The organism is Pseudomonas sp. ABFPK (assembly GCF_001586765.1).
Classification (GTDB): Bacteria; Pseudomonadota; Gammaproteobacteria; order Pseudomonadales; family Pseudomonadaceae; genus Aquipseudomonas; species Aquipseudomonas asiatica.
The window spans coordinates 159,826-181,361 of the sequence record NZ_LQXW01000001.1 but is presented as its reverse complement, the minus strand read 5'-3'; the positions used below and the strand labels follow the sequence as shown (position 1 = coordinate 181,361).

Sequence of the window (21,536 nt, the reverse complement as noted above, 5' to 3'; positions counted from 1 at the left end):
GTGGCTTGTCATACGGATTCTAAATCGACCAGGTCGGCCGAAGGCGCGGGATTGTAGCGTATTTCAAGGCCCTGCGCCCACCCCCGCAAGCACATGTCTGATCAAAGGGCAAGCTGTCTCGCAGGACAACTTTTTCCTGCCGCCTCTGGCTCGGCGAATACCAGACGCTTGTATCCCCGATCTCGAAAATTCAGGTACGTACATATGAGTGTTTCACGCCTCTTCGCGCTTTCGTGTGGCCTGGTACTCAGCTTGCAACTGCCAGTTGTTTCTGCTGCCCGCTCGCTGACCGTCACCGTCTATGTTCACGACGACCTTGCCGACATGAGCAATGAGCAATTGAACAAGGACTTCTTTCAGCATTGGCTGGACGAGATGCGCAGTTTCAGCCAACAGTCCATCGAGGTCATATTTCAACGCGAGGTAGAACACATTACCGATATTGCTTATGCAGGAATGCCGTCCGCTCAACTACTCGAGGCCTTCACCCGGCAACTGCATGAACAACAGCGCCACCCATCCTTTTCCTTTATGGATAAACAACTGCTGCTGACGCGCAACAGCTATGATCACAGCGGCCTGAACTACAACGCCGGCCTTGCCTATCAGAAGCAAAACACGGCTATTGCGTCGGCAGGTGCATACGGTGCTCCAGCCCATGAAATCGGTCATTTGCTAGGCGCCACGCACGAAGATGCCGAGCTGAAATTCAATGGCTGGGTGTGTGAAACGTACACCCACCCCCGTGTACCGGCCCGATCCAATTGCTACCGCTATAGCGACAAGAATCGCGCGAATATCGCGGACTACTTGAAATACAACTCAAACTGAAGCCTCACCTTGTGCGCCTGACGACTCAAGCTTGCGCCACAACAAGCGGACGTTGGCCTTGCGCACCAGTGCGCAGCGGTACAGACGAATTTCCAGTGGCACATGCCACTGGCTGCCGCCGCAGATCGCCAGTTCGCCCCGCTCCAGTTCGCCACGCATCGACAGGCGCGGCACCCAGGCGATGCCCATGCCCTCCAACGCCATGCTCTTGAGGCTGTCGGCCATGGCGGTTTCGTAGACGGTGGTATAGCGCAGGTTTCGCTGGCGCAGCAGCAAATTGACCGACCGACCGAGGAAAGCGCCGGCGGTATACGCCAGCAGCGGCACACTGCCCTCGCCTTCCAGGTCGAACAACGGCTTGCCGTCGGCATCCACGGCGCACACCGGCAACATTTCAGTGGTGCCCATGTGCAGCGACGGGAAGATTTCGGCATCCATCTGCAAGGCGGCATCCGGGTCATAGAAGGCCAGCATCAGGTCGCAGCCACCTTCACGCAATGCATGCACGGCATCTCCGACGTTGGTCGCAACCAGGCGGGTGGCAATGTTCAAACCATCGTTGCGCAACTGGGCCACCCAACGCGGGAAAAAGCCCGACGCCAGCGAGTGTGCAGCGGCCACCTGTACCACTTCACCCTGCCCGCCCTCCAGATGATGCAAATGGCGGAGAATTTCGCTCAATTGGTCGACAACAGTACGCGCGGTGACGAGAAACAGCTGCCCGGCCTCGGTCAGTTCGATCGGCGTGCGGGAACGATTCACCAATTGCAGGCCCAAAGCTGCTTCCAGACTGCGTATACGCCGGCTGAAGGCAGGTTGGGTAACGAAACGCCGTTCTGCCGCCTGGGAAAAACTGCGGGTCGCAGCCAGCGCGCTGAAGTCTTCCAGCCATTTGCTTTCAAGGTTCACGAAGCACATCTCCTGGCGTGCACCAAAATGGAACACGCTCGAATATCAATTGGCGTCACATGAAACACTATGCCGTTTGTGCATAGGTTAGCGTGCAACAGCATTGGCCGCAAAATCACCTTCAGGCCTAGGATTGGCGCCATTCTGGCATGTGCCGGGTCAAAATCGAGATGATATACATCATGTCCTCCGCTGCATCGTTCCGCGTCGAAAAAGATTTGTTGGGTACCCTTGAAGTTCCTGCAGATGCCTACTACGGCATCCAGACCCTGCGCGCTGCCAACAACTTCCACCTCTCCGGTGTTCCGCTGTCGCACTACCCGAAGCTGGTCGTGGCCCTGGCCATGGTCAAGCAGGCTGCTGCTGACGCCAACCGTGAGCTGGGCCACCTGAGCGATGCCAAGCACGCTGCCATCACCGCAGCCTGCGCCCGTCTGATCAAAGGCGATTACCACGACCAGTTCGTAGTGGACATGATCCAGGGCGGTGCTGGTACTTCTACCAACATGAACGCCAACGAAGTGATCGCCAACGTTGCGCTGGAGGCCATGGGCCACCAGAAGGGTGAGTACCAGTACCTGCACCCGAACAACGACGTGAACATGGCGCAGTCGACCAACGACGCCTACCCGACGGCTATCCGCCTGGGCCTGCTGCTGGGCCACGACGCGCTGCTGGCCAGCCTCGACAGCCTGATCCAGGCCTTCGCTGCCAAGGGTAAAGAGTTCGACCACGTACTGAAGATGGGCCGTACCCAGCTGCAGGACGCCGTACCGATGACCCTGGGCCAGGAATTCCGTGCCTTCGCCACCACCATGACCGAAGACCTGCAGCGCCTGCGCTCGCTGGCCCCGGAACTGCTGACCGAAATCAACCTGGGCGGTACCGCCATCGGTACCGGCATCAACGCCGACCCTGGCTACCAGGCCCTGGCCGTACAGCGCCTGGCTGCCATCAGCGGCCAACCGCTGGTACCGGCTGCCGACCTGATCGAAGCCACCTCCGACATGGGCGCCTTCGTACTGTTCTCCGGCATGCTCAAGCGTACTGCAGTCAAGCTGTCGAAGATTTGCAACGACCTGCGCCTGCTGTCCAGCGGCCCACGCACCGGCATCAACGAAATCAACCTGCCAGCGCGTCAGCCAGGCAGCTCGATCATGCCAGGCAAGGTCAACCCGGTTATCCCGGAAGCCGTCAACCAAGTGGCCTTCGCCATCATGGGCAACGACCTGGCCCTGACCGTCGCCGCCGAAGGTGGCCAGCTGCAGCTGAACGTGATGGAGCCGCTGATCGCCTACAAGATCTTCGACTCGATCCGCCTGCTGCAACGTGCCATGGACATGCTGCGCGAGCATTGCATCGTCGGCATCACCGCCAACGAACAGCGCTGCCGTGAACTGGTCGAGCACTCGATCGGCCTGGTCACCGCCCTGAACCCGTACATCGGCTACGAAAACGCCACCCGTATCGCCCGCGTTGCCCTGGAAACCGGCCGCGGCGTACTGGAACTGGTGCGCGAAGAGAAGCTGCTGGACGACGCGATGCTCGACGACATCCTGCGTCCGGAAAACATGATCGCTCCCCGTCTGGTTCCGCTGAAGGCGTAACCAGGCTGCTGTAAACAGTCTCACCAGGTCGAGGGACTAGACACCTCTCAACCTTTCAAAGGCCCGAGCCTATGCTTCGGGCCTTTTTTTTGCCTGAAGGATTTTGGGGCTGCTTTGCGGCCCCCCGAACAACGGCACACAACTTGCTCCATAATGCGTCCCAGGCCAACGGGATTACCCAGCATGCTGCACAGCCACCTGACCACCCTCAACGCGGTTTCGCTGATCCTCAACGTCTTCCAGGCAGACGGTTGCGAGGCGTCGGCGCTGCTGGCCGGCAGCGGCATCGGCCCGGCAGACCTGGGCCATGCCGATGCGCGTATCACCACCCAGCAGGAACTGCAGGTGTGCGCCAACGCCGTTGCCCGACGCGAAGATATAGGCCTGGAGCTGGGCCAGCGCATGCATGTGTCGTGCTACGGCATGCTCGGTTACGCCCTGCTCTCCAGTGCCACTTTGGGTGACGCCTTGCGCTTGGCACTGCAGTATCCGGCACTGCTGGGAACAATCTTCAAGCTGCGTTTGCTCGATGACGGCCAGCGTGTCTGGTTCAGCGCCAGCGATTACCACGACAGCCCGGCGCTGACCGCCTTCAATGCCGAGTTCTGCCTGGTGTCGCTGAAGGTCATCTGCGACGACCTGCTCGGCCGCCCGCTGCCCCTGCTGGGTGCTCGTTTTGAACACCCACGGCCCGGTTACCATGCTCTCTATGCCGGGGCATTCCAGTGCCCAGTCGGTTTCGACGCCGAGGACAATGCCTTTGCCTTCGAACGGCGCTGGCTGGACACGCCACTGCCGCTGGCCGACCCGATTACCCACAAGGCAATGAGCGAACGCTGCCGGCGCCTGAACCTGGAATTCACCGGCCGCCAGGCCTGGCTGGGGCGGATTCGCCAACTGCTGGCGCAGCAACTGGATGCAGCGCCCGGGCTGGAAGGGCTGGCACGGCAGATGAACTGCTCCTCGCGCACGCTGCGCCGGCATTTGCAGGCGTTGGGCAGCAGTTATCAACAGCTGCTGGATGAACTGAGGTTCGAGCGGGCCAAACAGTTGCTGGCTGATGCGCAGATGCCGATCTACCGGATTGCCGAGTCCCTGGGGTTCAGCGAGACCGCCAGTTTTCGGCATGCCTTCCAGCGTTGGAGTGGTGTAGCGCCAAGCCATTTTCGCGGTTGAACTTTACCGGCCCTTTCGCGGGTGAACCCGCTCCCACAGGGATTGCACCCACTCAGGTGCAACACCGTACCTGTGGGAGCGGGTTCACCCGCGAAAGGGCCAGTACAGGCCACCAACAAATTCTGCCAATGAGCTTGGCCACATCGATCCCCTTTTGGCCGTATGCGTCATTCTCCCCGGGTGGCTCGCCCATGAAAATGGGCCCACGCCAGTATCCAATGGAGAACAACAATGCTGACGATCTATTCCGATGACCACCGCCTGCACCATGGCCGCTGCGAGCTGATCGACGGCAAGCTGATGCCCTGTTTCGAAATGCCGTCACGCGCCGACCATGTGCTCGACCAGGTGAAAAAGCGCAACCTTGGCGACATCCAGGGCCCCACCGACTATGGCCGTGCACCGTTGCTGCGTATCCACAGTGCCGGCTACCTGGACTTCTTCGAAGGCGCCTGGGCGCGCTGGGCCGCACTGGGCCAGGAAGGCGACCTGCTGCCATTCACCTGGCCCGCACGCTCCCTGCGCCAGATAAAACCCACCGGCCTGCACGGTGAGCTGGGCTACTACAGCTTCGACGCCGGCGCACCGATCACCGCCGGGACCTGGCAGGCTGCCTACAGCGCCGCCCAGGTCGCCCTCACCGCCCAGGCGGCGATCCAGCAAGGCGCCCATTCCGCCTTCGCCCTGTGCCGCCCGCCAGGGCACCATGCGGCTGGCGAAGTCATGGGCGGCTATTGCTACCTGAACAACGCCGCCATCGCCGCCCAGGCCTTCCTTGACCAGGGCCGGCGCAAGGTCGCAATCCTCGATGTCGACTATCACCACGGCAACGGCACCCAGGACATCTTCTACAGCCGCAACGATGTGTTCTTCGCCTCGATCCATGGCGACCCGCGCGACGAGTTCCCGTTCTTCCTCGGCTATGCCGATGAAACCGGCGAGGGTGCCGGCGAAGGCTGCAACATCAACTACCCACTGCCGGCTGGCAGCGACTGGGCCGCCTGGAACGCCGCCCTGGAGGACGCCTGCCAGCGCATCGCCGCCTATGACGCTGAAGTGCTGGTGATCTCGCTGGGTGTGGATACCTTCAAAGACGACCCGATCTCGCAGTTCAAGCTGGACAGCCCGGACTACCTGGAAATGGGCAAGCGCATCGCCCAGCTCGGCAAGCCGACCCTTTTCGTGATGGAAGGCGGCTACGCTGTGGAAGAAATCGGTATCAACGCGGTCAATGTGCTGGAAGGCTTCCAGCAGGCCCAGCCAGGAGCCCGATAATGGTTCGACTCAAGCGTCTGCTCGCCCCGTTCATCGCCGCTACCCTGTTCACCGGTGCCCTGCAGGCCCAGGCCGAACAGCGCACCCTGAGGGTGTTCAACTGGTTCGACTACATCACTCCGCAAACTCTCACCGAGTTTCAGAAAGACAGCGGAGTGAAGCTGGTCTACGACATCTTCGACACCAATGAGGCGCTGGAAGCGAAACTGCTGACCGGCAACTCCGGATATGACGTGGTAGTGCCATCCAACGTGTTCCTCGCCAAGCAGATCGAAGCGGGTGTGTTCCAGCCGCTGGACCGCAGCAAGCTGCCGAACTGGCAGCACCTGGACCCGGCGCTGATGAAGCTGATCGAAGCCAACGACCCCGGCAACAAATTTGCCGTACCCTACATGTACGGCACCGTGCTGATCGGCTTCAACCCGGCCAAGGTCAAGGCTGCGCTCGGCGACAACGCCCCGGTGGACAGTTGGGACCTGATCTTCAAGGAAGAGAACATCTCCAAGCTCAAGCAATGCGGCGTGGCCCTGCTCGACTCGCCGTCGGAGATCATGCCGCTGGCCCTGCAGTACCTGGGCCTGCCACCGAACAGCGACAAACCGGCTGATTACAAGAAAGCCGAAGCGCTGATGCTGAAGATTCGCCCGCACATCACCTACTTCCATTCCTCGAAGTACATGGCTGACATCGCCAACGGCGATATCTGCGTGGCAGTGGGCTACAGCGGTAGCTTCTCTCAGGCAGCCAACCGCGCCCGCGAGGCGAAGAATGGCGTGGTGGTGGACATGCGCCTGCCCAAGGAAGGTGCACCGATCTGGTTCGACATGCTGGCGATTCCGAAGAATGCGACCAACCCGGAAGATGCCCACGCGTTCATCAACTACTTACTGCGGCCTGAGGTGATTGCGCCTATCAGCGACTTTGTCGGGTACCCGAACCCGAACAAGGATGCGACCGACAAGGTCGACCCGGCGATTCGCAACAACCCCAACCTGTATCCGACAGCGGAGGCGATGGCCAAGCTGTATACCCTCAAGCCCCTGGCGCGGGATGCCGAGCGAGCTCGGACCAGGGCCTGGACACGGATCAAGTCTGGTACCTGATTTAGAGCCGGGGCCGCTAGGCGGCCCCATTCACTTTCTCCAGGCCTTGCGCAAGCGCATCAACGCCTCGGCAATCTCCCCCTCCGGCACCGCTGCAAACCCCAGCACCAGCCCTGCCCTTTTATCCACAGGCACCTCGCTGTCAGCCAGCCAGAAATTGCTAAGCGGCGTCACCTCAACCCCCACCGCTTCAGCCTTGGCCACCAACTCCTGCTCCCGCGCAAAGTTATCCACATCGACCTTCACATGCAGCCCGGCCGCCACCTCCGGCATGCCGCTCAAACCCGGAATATCCACGGGCCAGCCAGCCTTCAGCACATTGCGCCGGCTCAACGCCGCCTTGCGCATGCGCCGAATATGCCGCTGGAAGTGCCCCCGGGCCATGAACTCGGCCATCACGCACTGGCTACTGACCTCCGAATGCCGCACCGCCAGCGCCCTGCCCTGGCTGAACGGCTGCGCCAGTTGCGGTGGCAGTACCAGATAGCCCAGGCGCAACGCCGGAAAGGCGATCTTGCCGAAGGTACCGACGTACAGCACCCGCCCGTGCCGGTCGAGCGCTGCTAGCGGGGCCAAGGGCGCACCGCTGTACCGGTACTCGCCGTCGTAGTCGTCTTCGATGATCCAGCCTTCGCTGCGCTCGGCCCAGGCCAGCAGTTCCAGGCGTCGCGCCAGAGTCATGGTCACCCCGGTCGGGTACTGGTGGGCTGGCGTGACATAGGCCAGCCGGCAATCCGTCAGTTGCCCGAGCCGGCGACAGTCCATGCCGTCCTCGTCCACCGGCACGCCACACAGCCTGCCACCGGCCAGCGCAAAGGCATGCCCGGCTGCGCGGTAACCCGGGTTTTCCACAGCCACACCGTCGCCCGGCTGCAACAGCAACTGTGCACAAAGACTGATTGCCTGCTGCGCACCACTGGTGATCACAATTTGTTCAGCGGTACAACTCAGCCCACGCGAGCGACGCAGGTAGGCCGCGATCAGTTCACGCAGCAGCGGCTCGCCTGCCGGGTCACCATAACCCAACTGCGCCGGAGCCGGGTTGCGCCAGAAACCCGCCTGTAGCTTGGCCCAGACGTCGAAGGGGAACAGGTCGAACGCCGGAATACCGACGCGAAAAGCACGCGGTGCACCGCTTTTTGGGGGCGGCAGATGGTTACTTTTCAGGCGCTGCAAAGGCTCGCTGGAACGGCGCTTGCTGGATAAATCCTCAGTATTTTCTGAGGGATTTGTGGATAAGTCTGTTGATAACACACGGGATAACCCTGTGGATACTTTTGTGGATAGTTTTGCACTTGAGAGCTTCGGTAACTGGCTCACATAGGTGCCGTCGCCTACCCGGCTTTCGATGTAGCCCTCGGCATATAGCTGGTCATAGGCCCGCACCACACTGTTGCGTGACAGCGCCAGCATGGCGGCCAGATCACGAGTGGCCGGTAGCCGTGTGCCACTGCTCAGGCGCCCGTCCAGCACCCGCGCACGTAGCGCCTGGTACAGCTGCTGGCTGAGCCCGCGGCGGCGATCGAGGTCGATCCCGGCAGGGTCGAAAGGCAACACGAGGGGGCGCTCGCTCATGGCATTGGACCTATAAAAACAGCTGTTAATGGCTCTTACTATGAACCAATAGCCTGCCTAGGATGGAGCCATCGCACAAGGAAACCGAGCATGTACAACAGCAAACCCCATCAGGAACACGACCTCGGGCGCCTGCACCAGCACATGCTCGACACCCGCCTGGCCATCCTGGTCAGCCAGGGCGAACAAGGCCTGCTGGCCACGCACCTGCCAGTGCTGGTCGATATTGCCGAAGGCGAATTCGGCACCGTCTATGCCCACCTGGCGCGGGCCAACCCCCAATGGCACGACCTGAGGCAAGGTGGCGAAGCCCTGCTGGTGTTCCCCGGCGCCGATGCCTATGTCAGCCCCGGTTACTACCCGAGCAAGACCGACAACCCCAAGGTGGTGCCAACCTGGAACTACCTGGCGGTGCACGCCTATGGCCCAGCCGAAGTGATCCACGAAGCCGAACCCTTGCTGGCCATTGTCAGCCGACTGACCGAGCGCCACGAACAAGGCCGCGGCGAACCGTGGAAAGTCACCGACGCCCCGCGTGATTACCTCGATGGCATGCTCCGCGCCATCGTCGGTGTTCGCTTGCCCATCACCCGCCTGCAAGGCGCGCGCAAGCTAAGCCAGAACCGCTCTGAGCAAGACATTGCCGGCGTGCGTGAAGGCCTTAGCGCCAGCCCCGATTACCTGGATAACCAACTCGCGGCGCATATGCACCAACTCTGAAGGAATAGCCCATGTCCAGCGTTACCCTGCGTCCTGTCACCACCCAAGACCATGCTGCCTGGCTCGCCTTGTGGCAGGCCTACTTGCACTTCTATGAATCCGAATTGGCCGATGAGGTCAGCCTCAGCACCTGGCAACGCCTGCTCGACCCAAACGAACCGACCCATTCAGCCTTGGCCTGGGTCGATGGCAAGGCGGTGGGCATGGTCAACTTCATCTACCATCGTTCCAACTGGAGCATTGGCAACGCCTGCTACCTGCAGGACCTGTACGTGGAAAGCGGGCAGCGCGGCCTGGGCATCGGCCGCCAGCTGATCGAGCACGTCTACGCCCAAGCCAAGACCGACAACTGCATCAAGGTGTACTGGGTGACCCATGAGACCAACGCCACCGCCATCAGCCTGTACCAACAGGTTGCCGAGCGCTCGGGCTTCATCCAATTCCGCAAAGAGTTCTAAGGCCGAACATGACCGACGCATTGAACTGGAAACCCGCCGCAGTCCCACAGGCCGACCCTATCGACGGCCGTTTCATCCGCCTCGAAAAGCTTGACCCGGCGCGACATGGCGACGACCTCTGGGAGGTGTTGCAAGGCCCGGCTGCCGATCCGGTACTGTGGGACTACTTGCCCTATGGCCCATTTGCCGAGCGTGCCGCCTTCGACCGTTGGCTGGAAGGCAACGCCGCCGGCCGCGACCCGCTGTTCTACACCGTCATCGACCGCACCAGCGGCCAGGCCCAGGGCATCCTCAGCCTGATGTCGATCGTGCCCGACCACGGTCGCATCGAAATTGGCCACATCGCCTTCGGCGCCGCCATGCAGCGTACACCCAAGGGCACCGAGGCGGTGTACCTGCTGGGCAAGCTGGGCTTCGAGCTGGGCAACCGCCGGCTGGAGTGGAAGTGCAACAACGCCAACGCCCGCTCCAAGCGCGCGGCGGAGCGGTTTGGCTTTGTCTATGAAGGAGTGTTCCGCAAGCACCTGGTGGTGAAGGACCACAATCGGGATACGGCGTGGTATTCGATTACCGATGATGAGTGGCCAGCGGTGGCCGCCGGGTTCGAGCGGTGGTTGAGCGATACCAACCAACAACCTGGAGGTCAGGTAGAAACACTTGAGGCATGCCGTAAAGGTTGAGAGTTGTGTTGGATCAGCCGGCCTCTTCGCGGGTAAACCCGCTCCCACAGGTACTGACCTCAGGCTTGCGGGGGCCTGTAGGAGCAGCCTTGTGCTGCGAAGAGGCCGGCAGATTCAACGCAAAAAAAAAGGGGAGCATCCGCTCCCCAGAGGTAAACCGCCTATAGATGAGGGCTTATCTCAGCCCTCGATCTCGATCAGGATCTCGCCCGGAGTCACACGGTCGCCCTTGGCCACGTGGATGGCCACGACCTTGCCAGCGATACCCGCCTGCACTTCGGTCTCCATCTTCATGGCTTCGGTGATCAGCACGGCCTGGCCGGTCTTGACCATGTCGCCTTCCTTGACCAGCACATCGACGATGTTGCCTGGCATGGTGGTGCTGACGTGGCCCGGGGCACTGGCCTGCTTGCGCTTGCTGCTGCCGCCGCCGACGAATTCGTTGAGCGGCTCGAACACCACTTCTTCCGGCATGCCGTCGATCGACAGGTAGAAGTGGCGCTTGCCTTCGGCCTTCACGCCCACACCGGTGATGTCGACGCGGTAGGTTTCGCCGTGCACGTCGATGACGAACTCGGTCGGTACGCCTTCACCGCTATGGGACGCCACTGCGCCCGCTTCAGGAATTGGCAGCAGGACTTCAGGGGTCAGGGTGCCGGCTTCGCGTTCTTCGAGGAACTTGCGACCAATGTCAGGGAACATGGCGAAAGTCAGCACGTCTTCTTCGCAACGGGCCAGGGCGCCGATATCGGCACGCAGCTTGGCCATTTCCGGCTTCAGCAGGTCGGCCGGGCGCACGTCGATCACTTCTTCACTGCCGATCGCCTGACGGCGCAGCTGCTCGTTGACCACGCCCGGAGCCTTGCCGTAACCGCCTTGCAGGTACAGCTTCACCTCGTTGGTGATGGTCTTGTAGCGCTCGCCGGCCAGCACGTTGAAGAACGCCTGGGTACCGACGATCTGCGAGGTCGGGGTCACTAGCGGTGGGAAGCCAAGGTCTTCACGCACGCGCGGGATCTCAGCCAGCACTTCGTTCATGCGGTTGAGGGCGCCCTGTTCCTTGAGCTGGTTGGCCAGGTTGGAAATCATGCCGCCCGGTACCTGGTTGACCTGTACGCGGGTGTCCACGGCGGTGAACTCGCTTTCGAACTGGTGGTACTTCTTGCGCACGGCATAGAAGTACAGGCCGATTTCCTGCAGCAGTTCCAGGTCCAGGCCAGTATCGAATTCGCTGCCCTTGAGCGCGGCAACCATCGACTCGGTACCCGGGTGGCTGGTGCCCCAAGCGAAGCTGGAGATGGCGGTGTCGATGTGATCGGCGCCGTTTTCCACAGCCTTCAGCTGGCACATTGCGGCCAGACCGGCAGTGTCGTGGGAGTGAATGAACACCGGCAGCGACTGCTCGGCTTTCAGCGCCTTGACCAGTTCGCCGGTGGCGAACGGGGTCAGCAGGCCGGCCATGTCCTTGATCGCGATCGAGTCGCAACCCATGGCTTCCATCTGCTTGGCCTGGTTCACGAAGGCTTCGATGGTGTGCACCGGGCTGGTGGTGTAGGCGATGGTGCCCTGAGCGTGCTTGCCGGCAGCCTTGACCGCTTCAATGGCCACGCGCAGGTTACGCACGTCGTTCATGGCATCGAAGATACGGAATACGTCGATACCGTTGACCGCGGCCTTGGCGACGAACGCCTTGACCACGTCGTCGCTGTAGTGGCGGTAGCCCAGCAGGTTCTGGCCGCGCAGCAGCATTTGCAGGCGGGTGTTGGGCAGCGCTGCGCGCAGCTTGCGCAGGCGCTCCCACGGGTCTTCCTTGAGGAAGCGCACGCAGGCGTCGAAGGTGGCGCCACCCCAGACTTCCAGCGACCAGTAGCCGACCTTGTCGAGCTTGTCGCAGATCGGCAGCATGTCTTCAGTACGCATGCGGGTGGCCAGCAGGGACTGGTGGGCGTCGCGCAGGATCGTGTCGGTTACGTGAATTTTCTTGGACATTATGGGGTTCCTCACAGGCCTGCGTGGGCGGCGATGGCGGCGGCGATGGCCAGGGCCAGCTCTTCGGGTTTGCGCTTGATCGAGTAATTGGTCAGTTCCGGGTGGCTTTCGACGAAGCTGGTGTTGAACTGGCCGCTACGGAATTCCGGATTGCGCAGGATTTCCTGGTAGTACGCGGCGGTGGTCTTCACCCCTTGCACGCGCATGTCGTCCAGGGCCCGCAGGCCGCGGTCCATGGCTTCTTCCCAGGTCAACGCCCACACCACCAGTTTCAGGCACATGGAGTCATAGAACGGCGGGATGGTGTAGCCGGTGTAGATCGCCGTGTCGGTACGCACGCCCGGGCCGCCGGGTGCGTAGTAACGGGTGATCTTGCCGAAGCTGGGCAGGAAGTTGTTCTTCGGATCTTCGGCGTTGATGCGGAACTGCAGCGCGTAACCGCGGTGCTGGATGTCTTCCTGCTTGACCGACAGCGGCAGGCCCGAGGCAATGCGGATCTGCTCACGGACGATGTCGATACCGGTGATTTCCTCGGTGATGGTGTGTTCCACCTGCACCCGGGTGTTCATTTCCATGAAGTACACCTCGCCATCGGCGAGCAGGAACTCCACGGTACCGGCGTTCTCGTAGTTCACTGCCTTGGCCGCACGCACCGCCAGGTCGCCGATGTAGGCGCGCTGTTCGGGGGTGAGCTGGGGGCTCGGAGCAATTTCGATGAGTTTCTGGTTGCGGCGCTGGATCGAGCAGTCGCGCTCGAACAGGTGCACGACGTTGCCAAAGCTGTCACCGAGGATCTGCGCCTCAATGTGCTTGGGGTTGACGATGCACTTTTCCAGGAACACTTCCGCAGAACCAAAGGCCTTGGTAGCCTCGGAGATGACGCGGGGGAAATTCTGTTCCAGTTCTTCACGGCTGTTGCAACGGCGAATACCACGGCCGCCACCACCAGAGGTGGCCTTGAGCATGACCGGGTAACCGATGCGGTCACCTTCGCTCAGGGCTTCGTGTATATCGGCAACGTTGCCTTCTGTACCCGGGGTTACCGGCACACCAGCGGCGATCATGGTGCGACGCGCTTCGGTCTTGTCGCCCATGCGGCGGATGACCTCGGCGGCCGGGCCGATGAACTTGATCCCGCGCTCGGCGCAAATCTCTGCCAGTTCAGCATTTTCCGACAGGAAACCATAACCTGGGTGCAGGGCATCACAGCCGGTTTCCACAGCCAGGTTCACCAGCTTGCGCGGGTTCAGGTAACCGGCCAGCGGCTCGGCACCAATGCTGTGGGCTTCATCGGCACGCTTGACGTGCAACGCATGGCGGTCGGCGTCGGAATAGATCGCCACCGAGCGAATGCCCATTTCGGCGCACGCACGCACGATCCGAACTGCAATTTCACCTCGGTTGGCGATCAGGATTTTTTTTATCACTGGAGTCTTCCCAAAGCCGTAGGAACAGTCGAGCCGGTTCTCCCGGTCGGCGCGTGACCAGACGTTGCTGGCCAGTCGCACATTCACCCTAGCGCTGTAGGTTGATAAACAAAAATCAATATTTGTTAGGGGCTGTATTAGCAAAAGCTTATAGTGCGGTAACAAGGTGTTGCCGAAGGGCGGATAAAAATGCGTAAGTCCTTGATGCGTATGACTTTGCGTCAACTGCAGATCTTCAACGAGGTGTGCGATTTGCGTTCATACAGCCGTGCGGCAGAAGAGATGGCGCTTACGCAACCCGCCGTTAGTCTACAGATCCGTCAGCTCGAAGAGCTGATCGGTCAGCCGCTGTTCGAGTACGTGGGTAAGAAGCTTTACCTGACCGAAGCTGCCGAGGCCCTGCAACGCGCCAGCCGCGATATCTTCGGGCGCCTGGAGAGCCTGGACATGCAGCTTTCGGACATGCAGGGCTCATTGCAGGGGCAGTTGAAACTGGCGATCGAGTCCAGTGCCAAGTACTTCGTGCCACACCTGTTCGCGGCTTTCAAGCAGCGTCACCCGGAGGTCAACCTGACCCTGACGGTGGTCAATCGCGCCCAGGCCATCCGCCGCCTGTCAGACAACCGCGACGACCTGATCATCATGTCCATGGTGCCGCAGGACATGGGCCTGGAGTTTCTGCCGTTCCTCAACAACCCGATTGTCGCGGTGGCACCGCCCGAGCACCCGCTGTGCAAACTGGAGCAACTGCGCCTGCAGGACCTGGAGCCTCATACCCTGCTGGTCCGCGAACAGGGTTCGGGCACGCGCAAGGCTTGCGAGGAATACTTCAAGGACAAGCGCGTGCATTTCACCCAGACCCTGGAGGTGGCCTCGGCCGACGCCCAGCGCGAGTGCGTAATTGCCGGGCTGGGCATTGCCATGCTTACCCGCCATGCGGTCAACCTGGAGCTGGCTACCGGTGTATTGAGGGAGCTGCCGGTGGAAGAACTGCCGCTGTACCGCAGCTGGTGCGTGGTGCAGTCCAAGGCCAAACGGCAGTCGCCGGTGGCCTTGGCTTTCCTGGCGTTCATCCGCAGCGAACGTGCGCTGATCAGCGCGCTGGTTGAGCGTTTTTCGGGGAAGCTGCTGCCGACGCCTGCCAGACCGTGAGCTCTTGCAGTTCGGGGTAGTCCACTAGTTCGCGGAGCAATTGACGTTGGTCGCAATAGCTTTCGATCGCGCGGCGGTATTCCATGCGGCGCTGATCCTTTTCCTGCTGCTTGCGAGCCTTGGCGCTGGGTTGGTACGTACCGTCGAAGTCACGAGCCATTGCCTGTCTCCCAGATAGGATGCGGGAGTTTCAGACTGGCTTGAGTGGTTTACGGTTTGGCTGTGGAATGGTGACAGAATCGTGAATTTTCACTCCCTGTACCGGCCCATTCGCGAGCAAGCCCGCGAAGAGGCCGGCGCAGGGAGAATTCAGTCGTCGGTAGCCTTGATCGACTTGGGCGACAAGCGCAGGCTGCGCAAGCTGCGCTTCACGCTCTTCAGGTGGTTGACCAGGCTCGGCCCGCGCGCCATGGCTACGCCCATGGCCAGCACGTCGATCACCACCAGGTGGGCGATACGCGAGGTCAGCGGGGTGTAGATTTCGGTGTCTTCATGCACATCGATCGCCAGGTTGACAGTCGAAAGCTCCGCCAGCGGTGTCTGGCTTGGGCACAGGGTAATCAGGTTGGCGCCGCTCTCACGGACCAGGTTGGCGGTAATCAGCAGGTCCTTGGAACGGCCCGACTGGGAAATGCATACCGCGACATCACCTGGTTTCAGGGTCACCGCCGACATCGCCTGCATGTGCGGGTCGGAATAGGCTGCCGCGCTGAGCAACAGACGGAAGAATTTGTGCTGAGCATCGGCCGCCACCGCACCGGAGGCGCCAAAGCCATAGAACTCCACACGCTGCGCCTGGGCCATGGCAGTCACCGCCTGCTGCAGCGCCTGTGGGTCGAGGTGCTCGCGCACTTCCATCAGGGTGTGCAGCGTGGTGTCGAAGATCTTCAGGCTGTAGTCGGCGACCGAGTCGTCTTCATGGATGGCGAACTGGCCGAAACTCGCCCCCGCAGCCAGGCTCTGCGCCAGCTTCAGCTTCAGGTCCTGGAACCCCGAGCAACCGATCGCGCGGCAGAAACGCACGATGGTCGGTTCGCTGATACCCACGCTGTGCGCCAGATCGGCCATGGAGCTGTGCATGACGGCAGCCGGGTCGAGCAGCACGTGGTCGGCTACCTTGAGTTCCGATTTGCGCAGCAGGTGGCGCGATTGGGCGATATGTTGCAACAGATTCACAGGCTGGACTCGGTTATGATCGGCTGGCCGGGTTGTAGCTTTCTTGTAGTTATACTACATGGACGCCAACCCGCCCAGTTAAACGAACGTGGAGAGTGGTGGTTTGACTATTCCTTGCGACATTCTGGTCTTCGGCGGCACCGGCGATCTGGCCCTGCACAAACTGCTTCCGGCGCTCTACCACCTGTTTCGCGAGGCCCGTCTGAACAACGCCGTGCGGATCATCGCGCTGGCACGACGCAACTTGCCACGTAACGATTATCTCAAGCTCGCCGAACGCCATTGCCGGGCACAGATTGCCCGCAACGACTTCGACGAAGAGGTCTGGCAGCGGTTTTCCGCGCGGGTCGACTATTTCTCCATGGATGCTTCGCAAAGCGCCGACTTCGGTCGCCTGGCGCGCTACCTGGGCGAACCCGGCGGCTTGACGCGCATCTTCTACCTGGCCACCGCCCCCAATCTGTTCGTGCCGATTGCCAAGCACCTGCATAACGCCGGCCTGGCAGACACTGAGGCGCGCATCGTGCTGGAAAAGCCGATCGGCCACTCGCTGGAATCGGCTACCGCCATCAACGAAGCGATTGGCGCAGTGCTGGAGGAAAACCAGGTATTTCGCATCGACCACTACCTGGGCAAGGAAACCGTGCAGAACCTCATGGCCCTGCGTTTTGCCAACGCCCTGCTGGAGCCGGTGTGGCGCAACAACCAGGTTGATCACGTTCAGATCAGCGTTTGCGAGACCCTGGGTGTAGAGAACCGTGGTGCCTACTACGACCGCGCCGGGGCGACCCGCGACATGTTGCAGAACCACCTGCTTCAACTGCTATGCCTGGTGGCCATGGAGCCCCCCGCGCAGTTCGAGGCCGAAGCGGTGCGTGACGAGAAAGTGAAGATCCTGCGGGCCCTCAAGCCCATCACTGGCCAGGACGTGCAGGACAAGACCGTACGCGGCCAGTATGGCGCCGGGCGCATCGGCGGCCAGGAAGTGCCGGCTTATTACTTCGAAAAGGACGTCGACAACGACAGCGACACCGAAACCTTCATCGCCATCGAGGCGCACATCGACAATTGGCGCTGGGCGGGCGTGCCCTTCTACCTGCGTACCGGCAAGCGCATGGCACGGCGCTCATCGCAGATCGTCATCCAGTTCAAGCCGGTGCCCCACGAGCTTTTCAATGGTGGCCAGGTCAACCAGCTGCTGATTCAGCTGCAACCGGACGAGCGCATCAGCCTGCGCATGATGACCAAGAGCCCGGGCAAGGGCATGCGCCTGGAACCTGTGGACCTGGACCTGAACCTGGCCCAGGTGTTCAGCCAGACCCGCCGCTGGGACGCCTACGAGCGCCTGCTGCTGGATGTGCTGGAGGGCGACTCGACGCTGTTCATGCGCCGCGATGAAGTGGAAGCGGCCTGGGCCTGGATCGACCCGATCATCAAGGGCTGTGAAGAGCACTTCCAGGCGCCGCGACCGTACCCGGCAGGCTGTAATGGGCCAGAGCAAGCCAACAGCCTGCTCGCCAGGCACGGCAGGCACTGGCATAGCTGAAGCACTGCCCTGCTCCCCTGGTAGGCCAAAGGGCAGAAAGTAGCCCAGCGCACTGGCGCTACTTTCAACCCGAGACAGGAGCAGACAATGGCTACTATCACCAACCTCGTTGCAATCAACGACATCGCCCACGGCAAGCAGGTTTTCAGGGTTCACGGCACCGTTACGGTCGCCTCCCCGGCCATAGAACCGGTGCTGGTCGAACCCAAGCTGCGCCACAGGGGTGGCTGGGAAGTGCTTGAGCTTCAACTTCTGGATAGCGGCGCAATCACTCCGCAGGTGCTGACGGAAAAAACCGTGGCTTTCGAGCGTGCAGGCGGCACTGGCTGGAAAACCGTGGAGATCATTCATGCAGACGGTTCGCAGCGCTGCGAAATTCGTACCATCGAGGCGATTGACTGAGCCGCTGCCGGCCAGGTCGCCCGAGCGGTGGCCTGGCACCTTCCATCGGCTCGATGAACGGACATGTGGCAGGTGAATATTTATACAGTAGAGGTTTGCCCCATTTCCTGCCGCGCCCTAGAATGGCCCGATGCGCACAGACGACCTCTCCCTCCTGCTGAACTCCCTCAACGATGCCCAACGCCAGGCCGTAGCGGCCACGCTCGGGCGTCAACTGGTGCTTGCTGGCGCCGGTTCCGGTAAAACCCGCGTGCTGGTGCACCGCATTGCCTGGCTGATCCAGGTGGAGCAGGCATCGCCGCACTCGATCCTGTCGGTGACCTTCACCAACAAGGCCGCGGCAGAAATGCGCCAGCGTATCGAGCAACTGCTGGGTATCAACCCGGCGGGCATGTGGGTCGGCACCTTCCACGGCCTGGCCCATCGCCTACTGCGGGCCCATTGGCAGGAAGCGAGGCTGGTGCAGAACTTCCAGATCCTCGACAGCGACGACCAGCAGCGCCTGATCAAGCGGGTGATGCGCGAGTTGGGCCTGGACGAGCAGAAATGGCCGGCACGCCAGGCCCAGTGGTTCATCAACGGGCAAAAGGACGAAGGCCTGCGTCCACAGCATATCCAGGCCGGGGGCGACCTGTTCCTGTCGACCATGCGCGACGTCTATACCGCCTATGAGCAGGCCTGCGAGCGCGCCGGGGTCATCGACTTCTCCGAGCTGCTGCTGCGCGCCCTGGACTTGTGGCGCGACCACCCGGGCCTGCTGGAGCACTACCAGCGGCGCTTCCGCCACGTGCTGGTGGACGAGTTCCAGGATACCAACGCCGTGCAGTACGCCTGGCTGCGCCTGCTGGCGCGCGGCGGTGACAGCCTGATGGCGGTGGGCGATGACGACCAGTCGATCTACGGCTGGCGCGGTGCCAAGATCGAGAACATTCACCAGTACACTGCCGACTTCCCCGACGCCGAGATGATCCGCCTGGAGCAGAACTACCGCTCCACCGGTGGCATCCTCAAGGCGGCGAACGCACTGATCGCCAACAACAGCGGGCGCCTGGGCAAAGAGCTGTGGACCGACATGGGTGAAGGCGAACCGCTGACCCTGTATGCGGCCTACAACGAGCACGACGAAGCGCGCTACGTGGTGGAAACCATCGAGAGCCTGGTCAAGAAGGGCAATGCGCGCAACGAGATCGCCATACTGTACCGTTCCAACGCCCAGTCGCGGGTGCTGGAAGAAGCCCTGCTGCGCGAACGCATCCCCTACCGCATCTACGGTGGCCAGCGCTTCTTCGAGCGCGCCGAAATCAAGAACGCCATGGCTTACCTGCGGCTGATAGAAGGCCGCGGTAACGATGCTGCCCTGGAACGGGTGATCAACGTGCCGCCACGTGGCATTGGCGAAAAAACTGTCGAAGCCATACGCGAGCACGCCCGCCACAGCCAGCTTTCGATGTGGGAAGCAATGTGCCAGCTGCTTGCCGCCAAAGCCCTGAAAGGCCGCGCTGCCAGTGCCCTGGGTGCATTTATCGAGCTGATCGAAGGGTTAGCTGCCAAGGTCGTGGACATGCCGCTGCATACCATGACCCAAACCACCATCGAGCAGTCCGGGCTGATCATCTACCATCAGGAAGAAAAGGGTGAGAAGGGCCAGGCACGGGTAGAAAACCTTGAGGAACTGGTCAGCGCAGCGCGCAACTTCGAGTCTACCGACGAAGACGCCGACCTCTCGCCTCTCTCGGCATTCCTTGGCCACGCCTCGCTCGAAGCAGGCGATACACAGGCCGACGAGCATGAAGACAGCGTCCAGCTGATGACCTTGCACAGTGCCAAGGGCCTGGAGTTTCCGTATGTGTTCCTGGTGGGCATGGAAGAAGGCCTGTTCCCGCACAAGATGAGCCTGGAAGAGCCTGGTCGCCTGGAAGAGGAACGCCGCCTGGCTTATGTGGGTATCACCCGCGCCATGCGCCAGCTGGTCATGACCTACGCCGAAACGCGTCGCCTGTATGGCAGCGAGACCTACAACAAGGTGTCACGTTTCATACGCGAAATTCCGGCAGGCCTGGTTCAGGAAGTGCGCCTGTCCAACAGCGTCAGCCGACCGTTCGGCGGGGCCAAGACGGCCACGAACAGCAACCTGTTCGCCAATGCCAGCATTCCGCAGACCGCGTTCAACCTTGGCCAACGTGTGCAGCACGCGGTGTTTGGCGAGGGTGTGATCCTCAACTTCGAGGGCTCCGGCGCCCAGGCGCGTGTGCAGGTGAATTTTGCCGAAGGGAGCAAGTGGCTGATGCTGGGGTATGCCAAGCTCGAGGCCATCTGAAAGCCTGCGCGGTCCCTTGTAGGAGCGGCCTTGTGTCGCGATAGGGCCGCAAAGCGGCCCCACAATCATGGCGTCGACGCTGATATCTTAGGGCTGCTTCGCAGCCCTTTCGCGACACAAGGCCGCCCCTACAGGTCCGTCATAAGCACCTTGTAACATTCAGGCAAAAGCTCGAAACATTATGTCGCTGGTCATGTGCCCGGGAACCTGTGCACCATGACGCGCGTGCAATCCACAACAGGGGATATCCCACTTATGCAACGTTTTCTTAGCATCGCTCTGGCGCTCTGCGTCGGCCTGACGCTGAGCCTGGACGCCAACGCCAAGCGTTTTGGCGGCGGCAAGAGCTCGGGCTCCGCGCCTATTCACCAGACCCGCCAGGCCACGCCAACCACGCCTGCCGCCGCGCCGACCGCACCTGGCCGTGCCGCTCCGGCCGCCAGCGGTGCTTCGCGCTGGTTAGGCCCTCTGGCCGGCCTCGCCGCCGGTGGCCTGCTGGCTTCCATGTTCATGGGCGACGGTTTCGAAGGCTTCCAGATCATGGACTTCCTGATCGTGGCGCTCATCGCCTTCCTGGTGTTCCGCTTCATCGCCGCGCGCCGTCGCCAGCAGCAGCCGCAAATGGCCATGCCGGGCCATGCGCCGATGCAGCGTGAAACTCACGCGCAGCCGGCCCAGCCGTCGATCTTCGGTGGTTCGGCCGCACCTGCTGCCGCAGCCGCCCCGGTGATCAACGCCCCGGCCTGGTTCAACGAGCAGAACTTCCTGGCTGCTGCCCGTAACCACTTCCAGGCGCTGCAGCAGCACTGGGACGCCAACGAGATGGACATGATCGCCGAGTTCGTCACCCCGCAGATGCTCGAGTTCCTCAAGCGCGAGCGCGCCGAACTGGGTGATGGCTTCCAGTCCACCTACATCGACAACCTCGAGGTACAGCTGGACGGTGTTGACGACCGCGCCGACCGTACCGACGCCACCCTGACCTTCCGTGGCGTGTCGAAGAACTCGCGCTTCGACCAGGGCGAAGTGTTCAGCGAAAGCTGGCACATGGTTCGCGCCCAGGGCGAAAACCAGCCTTGGCTGGTGGCCGGTATCCGTCAAAACGGCTAACCGCTGCGTGCTGCACAAAAAACCCCGGGCCTGTCCCGGGGTTTTTGCTTTTGCCAGAGTGGCCTACTAGGGTATAACGCGCA

Annotated in this window: 19 protein-coding genes; 13 read left to right on the top strand and 6 right to left on the bottom strand. The window is 61.7% G+C overall.

The window, feature by feature from the left end:
• The first annotated feature begins 204 nt into the window (after positions 1-204).
• Positions 205-831 carry a hypothetical protein gene (locus tag WM94_RS00845; RefSeq protein WP_061550229.1) on the top strand — a complete coding sequence of 209 codons (627 nt, stop codon included), beginning with the start codon at positions 205-207 and terminating at the stop codon, positions 829-831.
• On the opposite strand, the gene WM94_RS00840 is transcribed toward WM94_RS00845, so the two are convergent.
• Positions 823-1,740: a LysR substrate-binding domain-containing protein gene (locus WM94_RS00840; protein ID WP_013974829.1), complete on the bottom strand. Its 918-nt coding sequence runs from the start codon at positions 1,738-1,740 to the stop codon at positions 823-825. The two genes, WM94_RS00845 and WM94_RS00840, sit on opposite strands and share 9 nt — an antisense overlap.
• 182 nt (positions 1,741-1,922) lie before the next feature.
• On the opposite strand from WM94_RS00840, the gene aspA reads away from it, so the two are divergent.
• The 4 genes from aspA (at position 1,923) to WM94_RS00820 (ending at position 6,901) form a co-directional block, all read left to right on the top strand.
• Positions 1,923-3,347, top strand: coding sequence for an aspartate ammonia-lyase (gene aspA / locus WM94_RS00835; protein WP_003260072.1), 1,425 nt, complete (start codon positions 1,923-1,925; stop codon positions 3,345-3,347).
• Positions 3,348-3,530: 183 nt separating this feature from the next.
• Positions 3,531-4,523, top strand: coding sequence for an AraC family transcriptional regulator (locus WM94_RS00830; protein WP_061550228.1), 993 nt, complete (start codon positions 3,531-3,533; stop codon positions 4,521-4,523).
• A gap of 231 nt (positions 4,524-4,754) precedes the next feature.
• Positions 4,755-5,798 (top strand): histone deacetylase family protein, encoded by a 1,044-nt coding sequence (locus tag WM94_RS00825; RefSeq protein WP_061550227.1) that lies wholly within the window; start codon positions 4,755-4,757, stop codon positions 5,796-5,798.
• Positions 5,798-6,901 carry a polyamine ABC transporter substrate-binding protein gene (locus WM94_RS00820; protein WP_061550226.1) on the top strand — a complete coding sequence of 368 codons (1,104 nt, stop codon included), beginning with the start codon at positions 5,798-5,800 and terminating at the stop codon, positions 6,899-6,901. Before WM94_RS00825 ends, WM94_RS00820 begins: the two co-directional genes overlap by 1 nt.
• Before the next feature lie 30 nt (positions 6,902-6,931).
• Here the strand turns inward: WM94_RS00820 and WM94_RS00815 are convergent, their stop codons facing one another.
• Entirely contained in the window at positions 6,932-8,476 is a 1,545-nt protein-coding gene (locus WM94_RS00815) for a PLP-dependent aminotransferase family protein (RefSeq protein ID WP_061550225.1), read from the bottom strand.
• Between the two features lie 90 nt (positions 8,477-8,566).
• Between WM94_RS00815 and WM94_RS00810 the strand changes: the two genes are divergently transcribed.
• Genes WM94_RS00810 through WM94_RS00800 form a run of 3 tightly spaced genes read left to right on the top strand, consistent with a single transcriptional unit; the run spans position 8,567 to position 10,334 of the window.
• Complete coding sequence (locus WM94_RS00810; RefSeq protein ID WP_061550224.1) at positions 8,567-9,196, top strand: FMN-binding negative transcriptional regulator; 630 nt, start codon at positions 8,567-8,569, stop codon at positions 9,194-9,196.
• Between the two features lie 11 nt (positions 9,197-9,207).
• Positions 9,208-9,654: a GNAT family N-acetyltransferase gene (locus WM94_RS00805; RefSeq protein WP_061550223.1), complete on the top strand. Its 447-nt coding sequence runs from the start codon at positions 9,208-9,210 to the stop codon at positions 9,652-9,654.
• A gap of 8 nt (positions 9,655-9,662) precedes the next feature.
• Positions 9,663-10,334 carry a GNAT family N-acetyltransferase gene (locus tag WM94_RS00800; RefSeq protein WP_061550222.1) on the top strand — a complete coding sequence of 224 codons (672 nt, stop codon included), beginning with the start codon at positions 9,663-9,665 and terminating at the stop codon, positions 10,332-10,334.
• A 180-nt stretch (positions 10,335-10,514) separates the two neighbouring features.
• Here WM94_RS00800 and oadA read toward each other — a convergent pair whose 3' ends face one another.
• Entirely contained in the window at positions 10,515-12,323 is a 1,809-nt protein-coding gene (gene oadA / locus WM94_RS00795; RefSeq protein WP_013974836.1) for a sodium-extruding oxaloacetate decarboxylase subunit alpha, read from the bottom strand.
• A gap of 11 nt (positions 12,324-12,334) precedes the next feature.
• Positions 12,335-13,750 carry an acetyl-CoA carboxylase biotin carboxylase subunit gene (locus WM94_RS00790; RefSeq protein ID WP_013974837.1) on the bottom strand — a complete coding sequence of 472 codons (1,416 nt, stop codon included), beginning with the start codon at positions 13,748-13,750 and terminating at the stop codon, positions 12,335-12,337.
• Positions 13,751-13,939: 189 nt separating this feature from the next.
• Between WM94_RS00790 and WM94_RS00785 the strand changes: the two genes are divergently transcribed.
• Positions 13,940-14,902: a LysR family transcriptional regulator gene (locus WM94_RS00785; protein WP_046615347.1), complete on the top strand. Its 963-nt coding sequence runs from the start codon at positions 13,940-13,942 to the stop codon at positions 14,900-14,902.
• Here the strand turns inward: WM94_RS00785 and WM94_RS30650 are convergent.
• Both WM94_RS30650 and hexR read right to left on the bottom strand, forming a co-directional pair.
• The gene (locus WM94_RS30650; protein WP_080563834.1) at positions 14,844-15,062 is read right to left on the bottom strand and encodes a PA3496 family putative envelope integrity protein; all 219 of its coding nucleotides are present in this window, start codon (positions 15,060-15,062) and stop codon (positions 14,844-14,846) included. The genes WM94_RS00785 and WM94_RS30650 overlap by 59 nt on opposite strands.
• A gap of 149 nt (positions 15,063-15,211) precedes the next feature.
• The gene (hexR, locus tag WM94_RS00780) at positions 15,212-16,078 is read right to left on the bottom strand and encodes a transcriptional regulator HexR (protein WP_011536461.1); all 867 of its coding nucleotides are present in this window, start codon (positions 16,076-16,078) and stop codon (positions 15,212-15,214) included.
• A 103-nt stretch (positions 16,079-16,181) separates the two neighbouring features.
• Here hexR and zwf point away from each other — a divergent pair, with 103 nt between their 5' ends.
• The 4 genes from zwf (at position 16,182) to WM94_RS00760 (ending at position 21,453) form a co-directional block, all read left to right on the top strand.
• On the top strand, positions 16,182-17,624 hold the full coding sequence (gene zwf / locus WM94_RS00775) for a glucose-6-phosphate dehydrogenase (RefSeq protein ID WP_061550221.1): 1,443 nt from the start codon (positions 16,182-16,184) through the stop codon (positions 17,622-17,624).
• A gap of 87 nt (positions 17,625-17,711) precedes the next feature.
• A complete protein-coding gene (locus WM94_RS00770) occupies positions 17,712-18,026 on the top strand; it encodes a hypothetical protein (RefSeq protein WP_061550220.1) in 315 nt (104 codons plus the stop codon).
• A 130-nt stretch (positions 18,027-18,156) separates the two neighbouring features.
• The gene (gene uvrD, locus WM94_RS00765; RefSeq protein WP_061550219.1) at positions 18,157-20,343 is read left to right on the top strand and encodes a DNA helicase II; all 2,187 of its coding nucleotides are present in this window, start codon (positions 18,157-18,159) and stop codon (positions 20,341-20,343) included.
• A gap of 255 nt (positions 20,344-20,598) precedes the next feature.
• Positions 20,599-21,453 (top strand): Tim44 domain-containing protein, encoded by an 855-nt coding sequence (locus tag WM94_RS00760; RefSeq protein WP_061550218.1) that lies wholly within the window; start codon positions 20,599-20,601, stop codon positions 21,451-21,453.
• Positions 21,454-21,536: the final 83 nt, after the last annotated feature.

Excerpts from the sequence above, each read along its gene's own strand:
- WM94_RS00845 (WP_061550229.1), top strand. The coding sequence starts at position 205 with ATGAGTGTTTCACGCCTCTTCGCGCTTTCGTGTGGCCTGGTACTCAGC.
- aspA (WP_003260072.1), top strand. The coding sequence starts at position 1,923 with ATGTCCTCCGCTGCATCGTTCCGCGTCGAAAAAGATTTGTTGGGTACC.
- WM94_RS00830 (WP_061550228.1), top strand. The coding sequence starts at position 3,531 with ATGCTGCACAGCCACCTGACCACCCTCAACGCGGTTTCGCTGATCCTC.
- WM94_RS00825 (WP_061550227.1), top strand. The coding sequence starts at position 4,755 with ATGCTGACGATCTATTCCGATGACCACCGCCTGCACCATGGCCGCTGC.
- WM94_RS00820 (WP_061550226.1), top strand. The coding sequence starts at position 5,798 with ATGGTTCGACTCAAGCGTCTGCTCGCCCCGTTCATCGCCGCTACCCTG.
- WM94_RS00815 (WP_061550225.1), bottom strand. The coding sequence starts at position 8,476 with ATGAGCGAGCGCCCCCTCGTGTTGCCTTTCGACCCTGCCGGGATCGAC.
- WM94_RS00810 (WP_061550224.1), top strand. The coding sequence starts at position 8,567 with ATGTACAACAGCAAACCCCATCAGGAACACGACCTCGGGCGCCTGCAC.
- WM94_RS00805 (WP_061550223.1), top strand. The coding sequence starts at position 9,208 with ATGTCCAGCGTTACCCTGCGTCCTGTCACCACCCAAGACCATGCTGCC.
- WM94_RS00800 (WP_061550222.1), top strand. The coding sequence starts at position 9,663 with ATGACCGACGCATTGAACTGGAAACCCGCCGCAGTCCCACAGGCCGAC.
- oadA (WP_013974836.1), bottom strand. The coding sequence starts at position 12,323 with ATGTCCAAGAAAATTCACGTAACCGACACGATCCTGCGCGACGCCCAC.
- WM94_RS00785 (WP_046615347.1), top strand. The coding sequence starts at position 13,940 with ATGCGTAAGTCCTTGATGCGTATGACTTTGCGTCAACTGCAGATCTTC.
- WM94_RS30650 (WP_080563834.1), bottom strand. The coding sequence starts at position 15,062 with ATGGCTCGTGACTTCGACGGTACGTACCAACCCAGCGCCAAGGCTCGC.
- WM94_RS00770 (WP_061550220.1), top strand. The coding sequence starts at position 17,712 with ATGGCTACTATCACCAACCTCGTTGCAATCAACGACATCGCCCACGGC.
- uvrD (WP_061550219.1), top strand. The coding sequence starts at position 18,157 with ATGCGCACAGACGACCTCTCCCTCCTGCTGAACTCCCTCAACGATGCC.
- WM94_RS00760 (WP_061550218.1), top strand. The coding sequence starts at position 20,599 with ATGCAACGTTTTCTTAGCATCGCTCTGGCGCTCTGCGTCGGCCTGACG.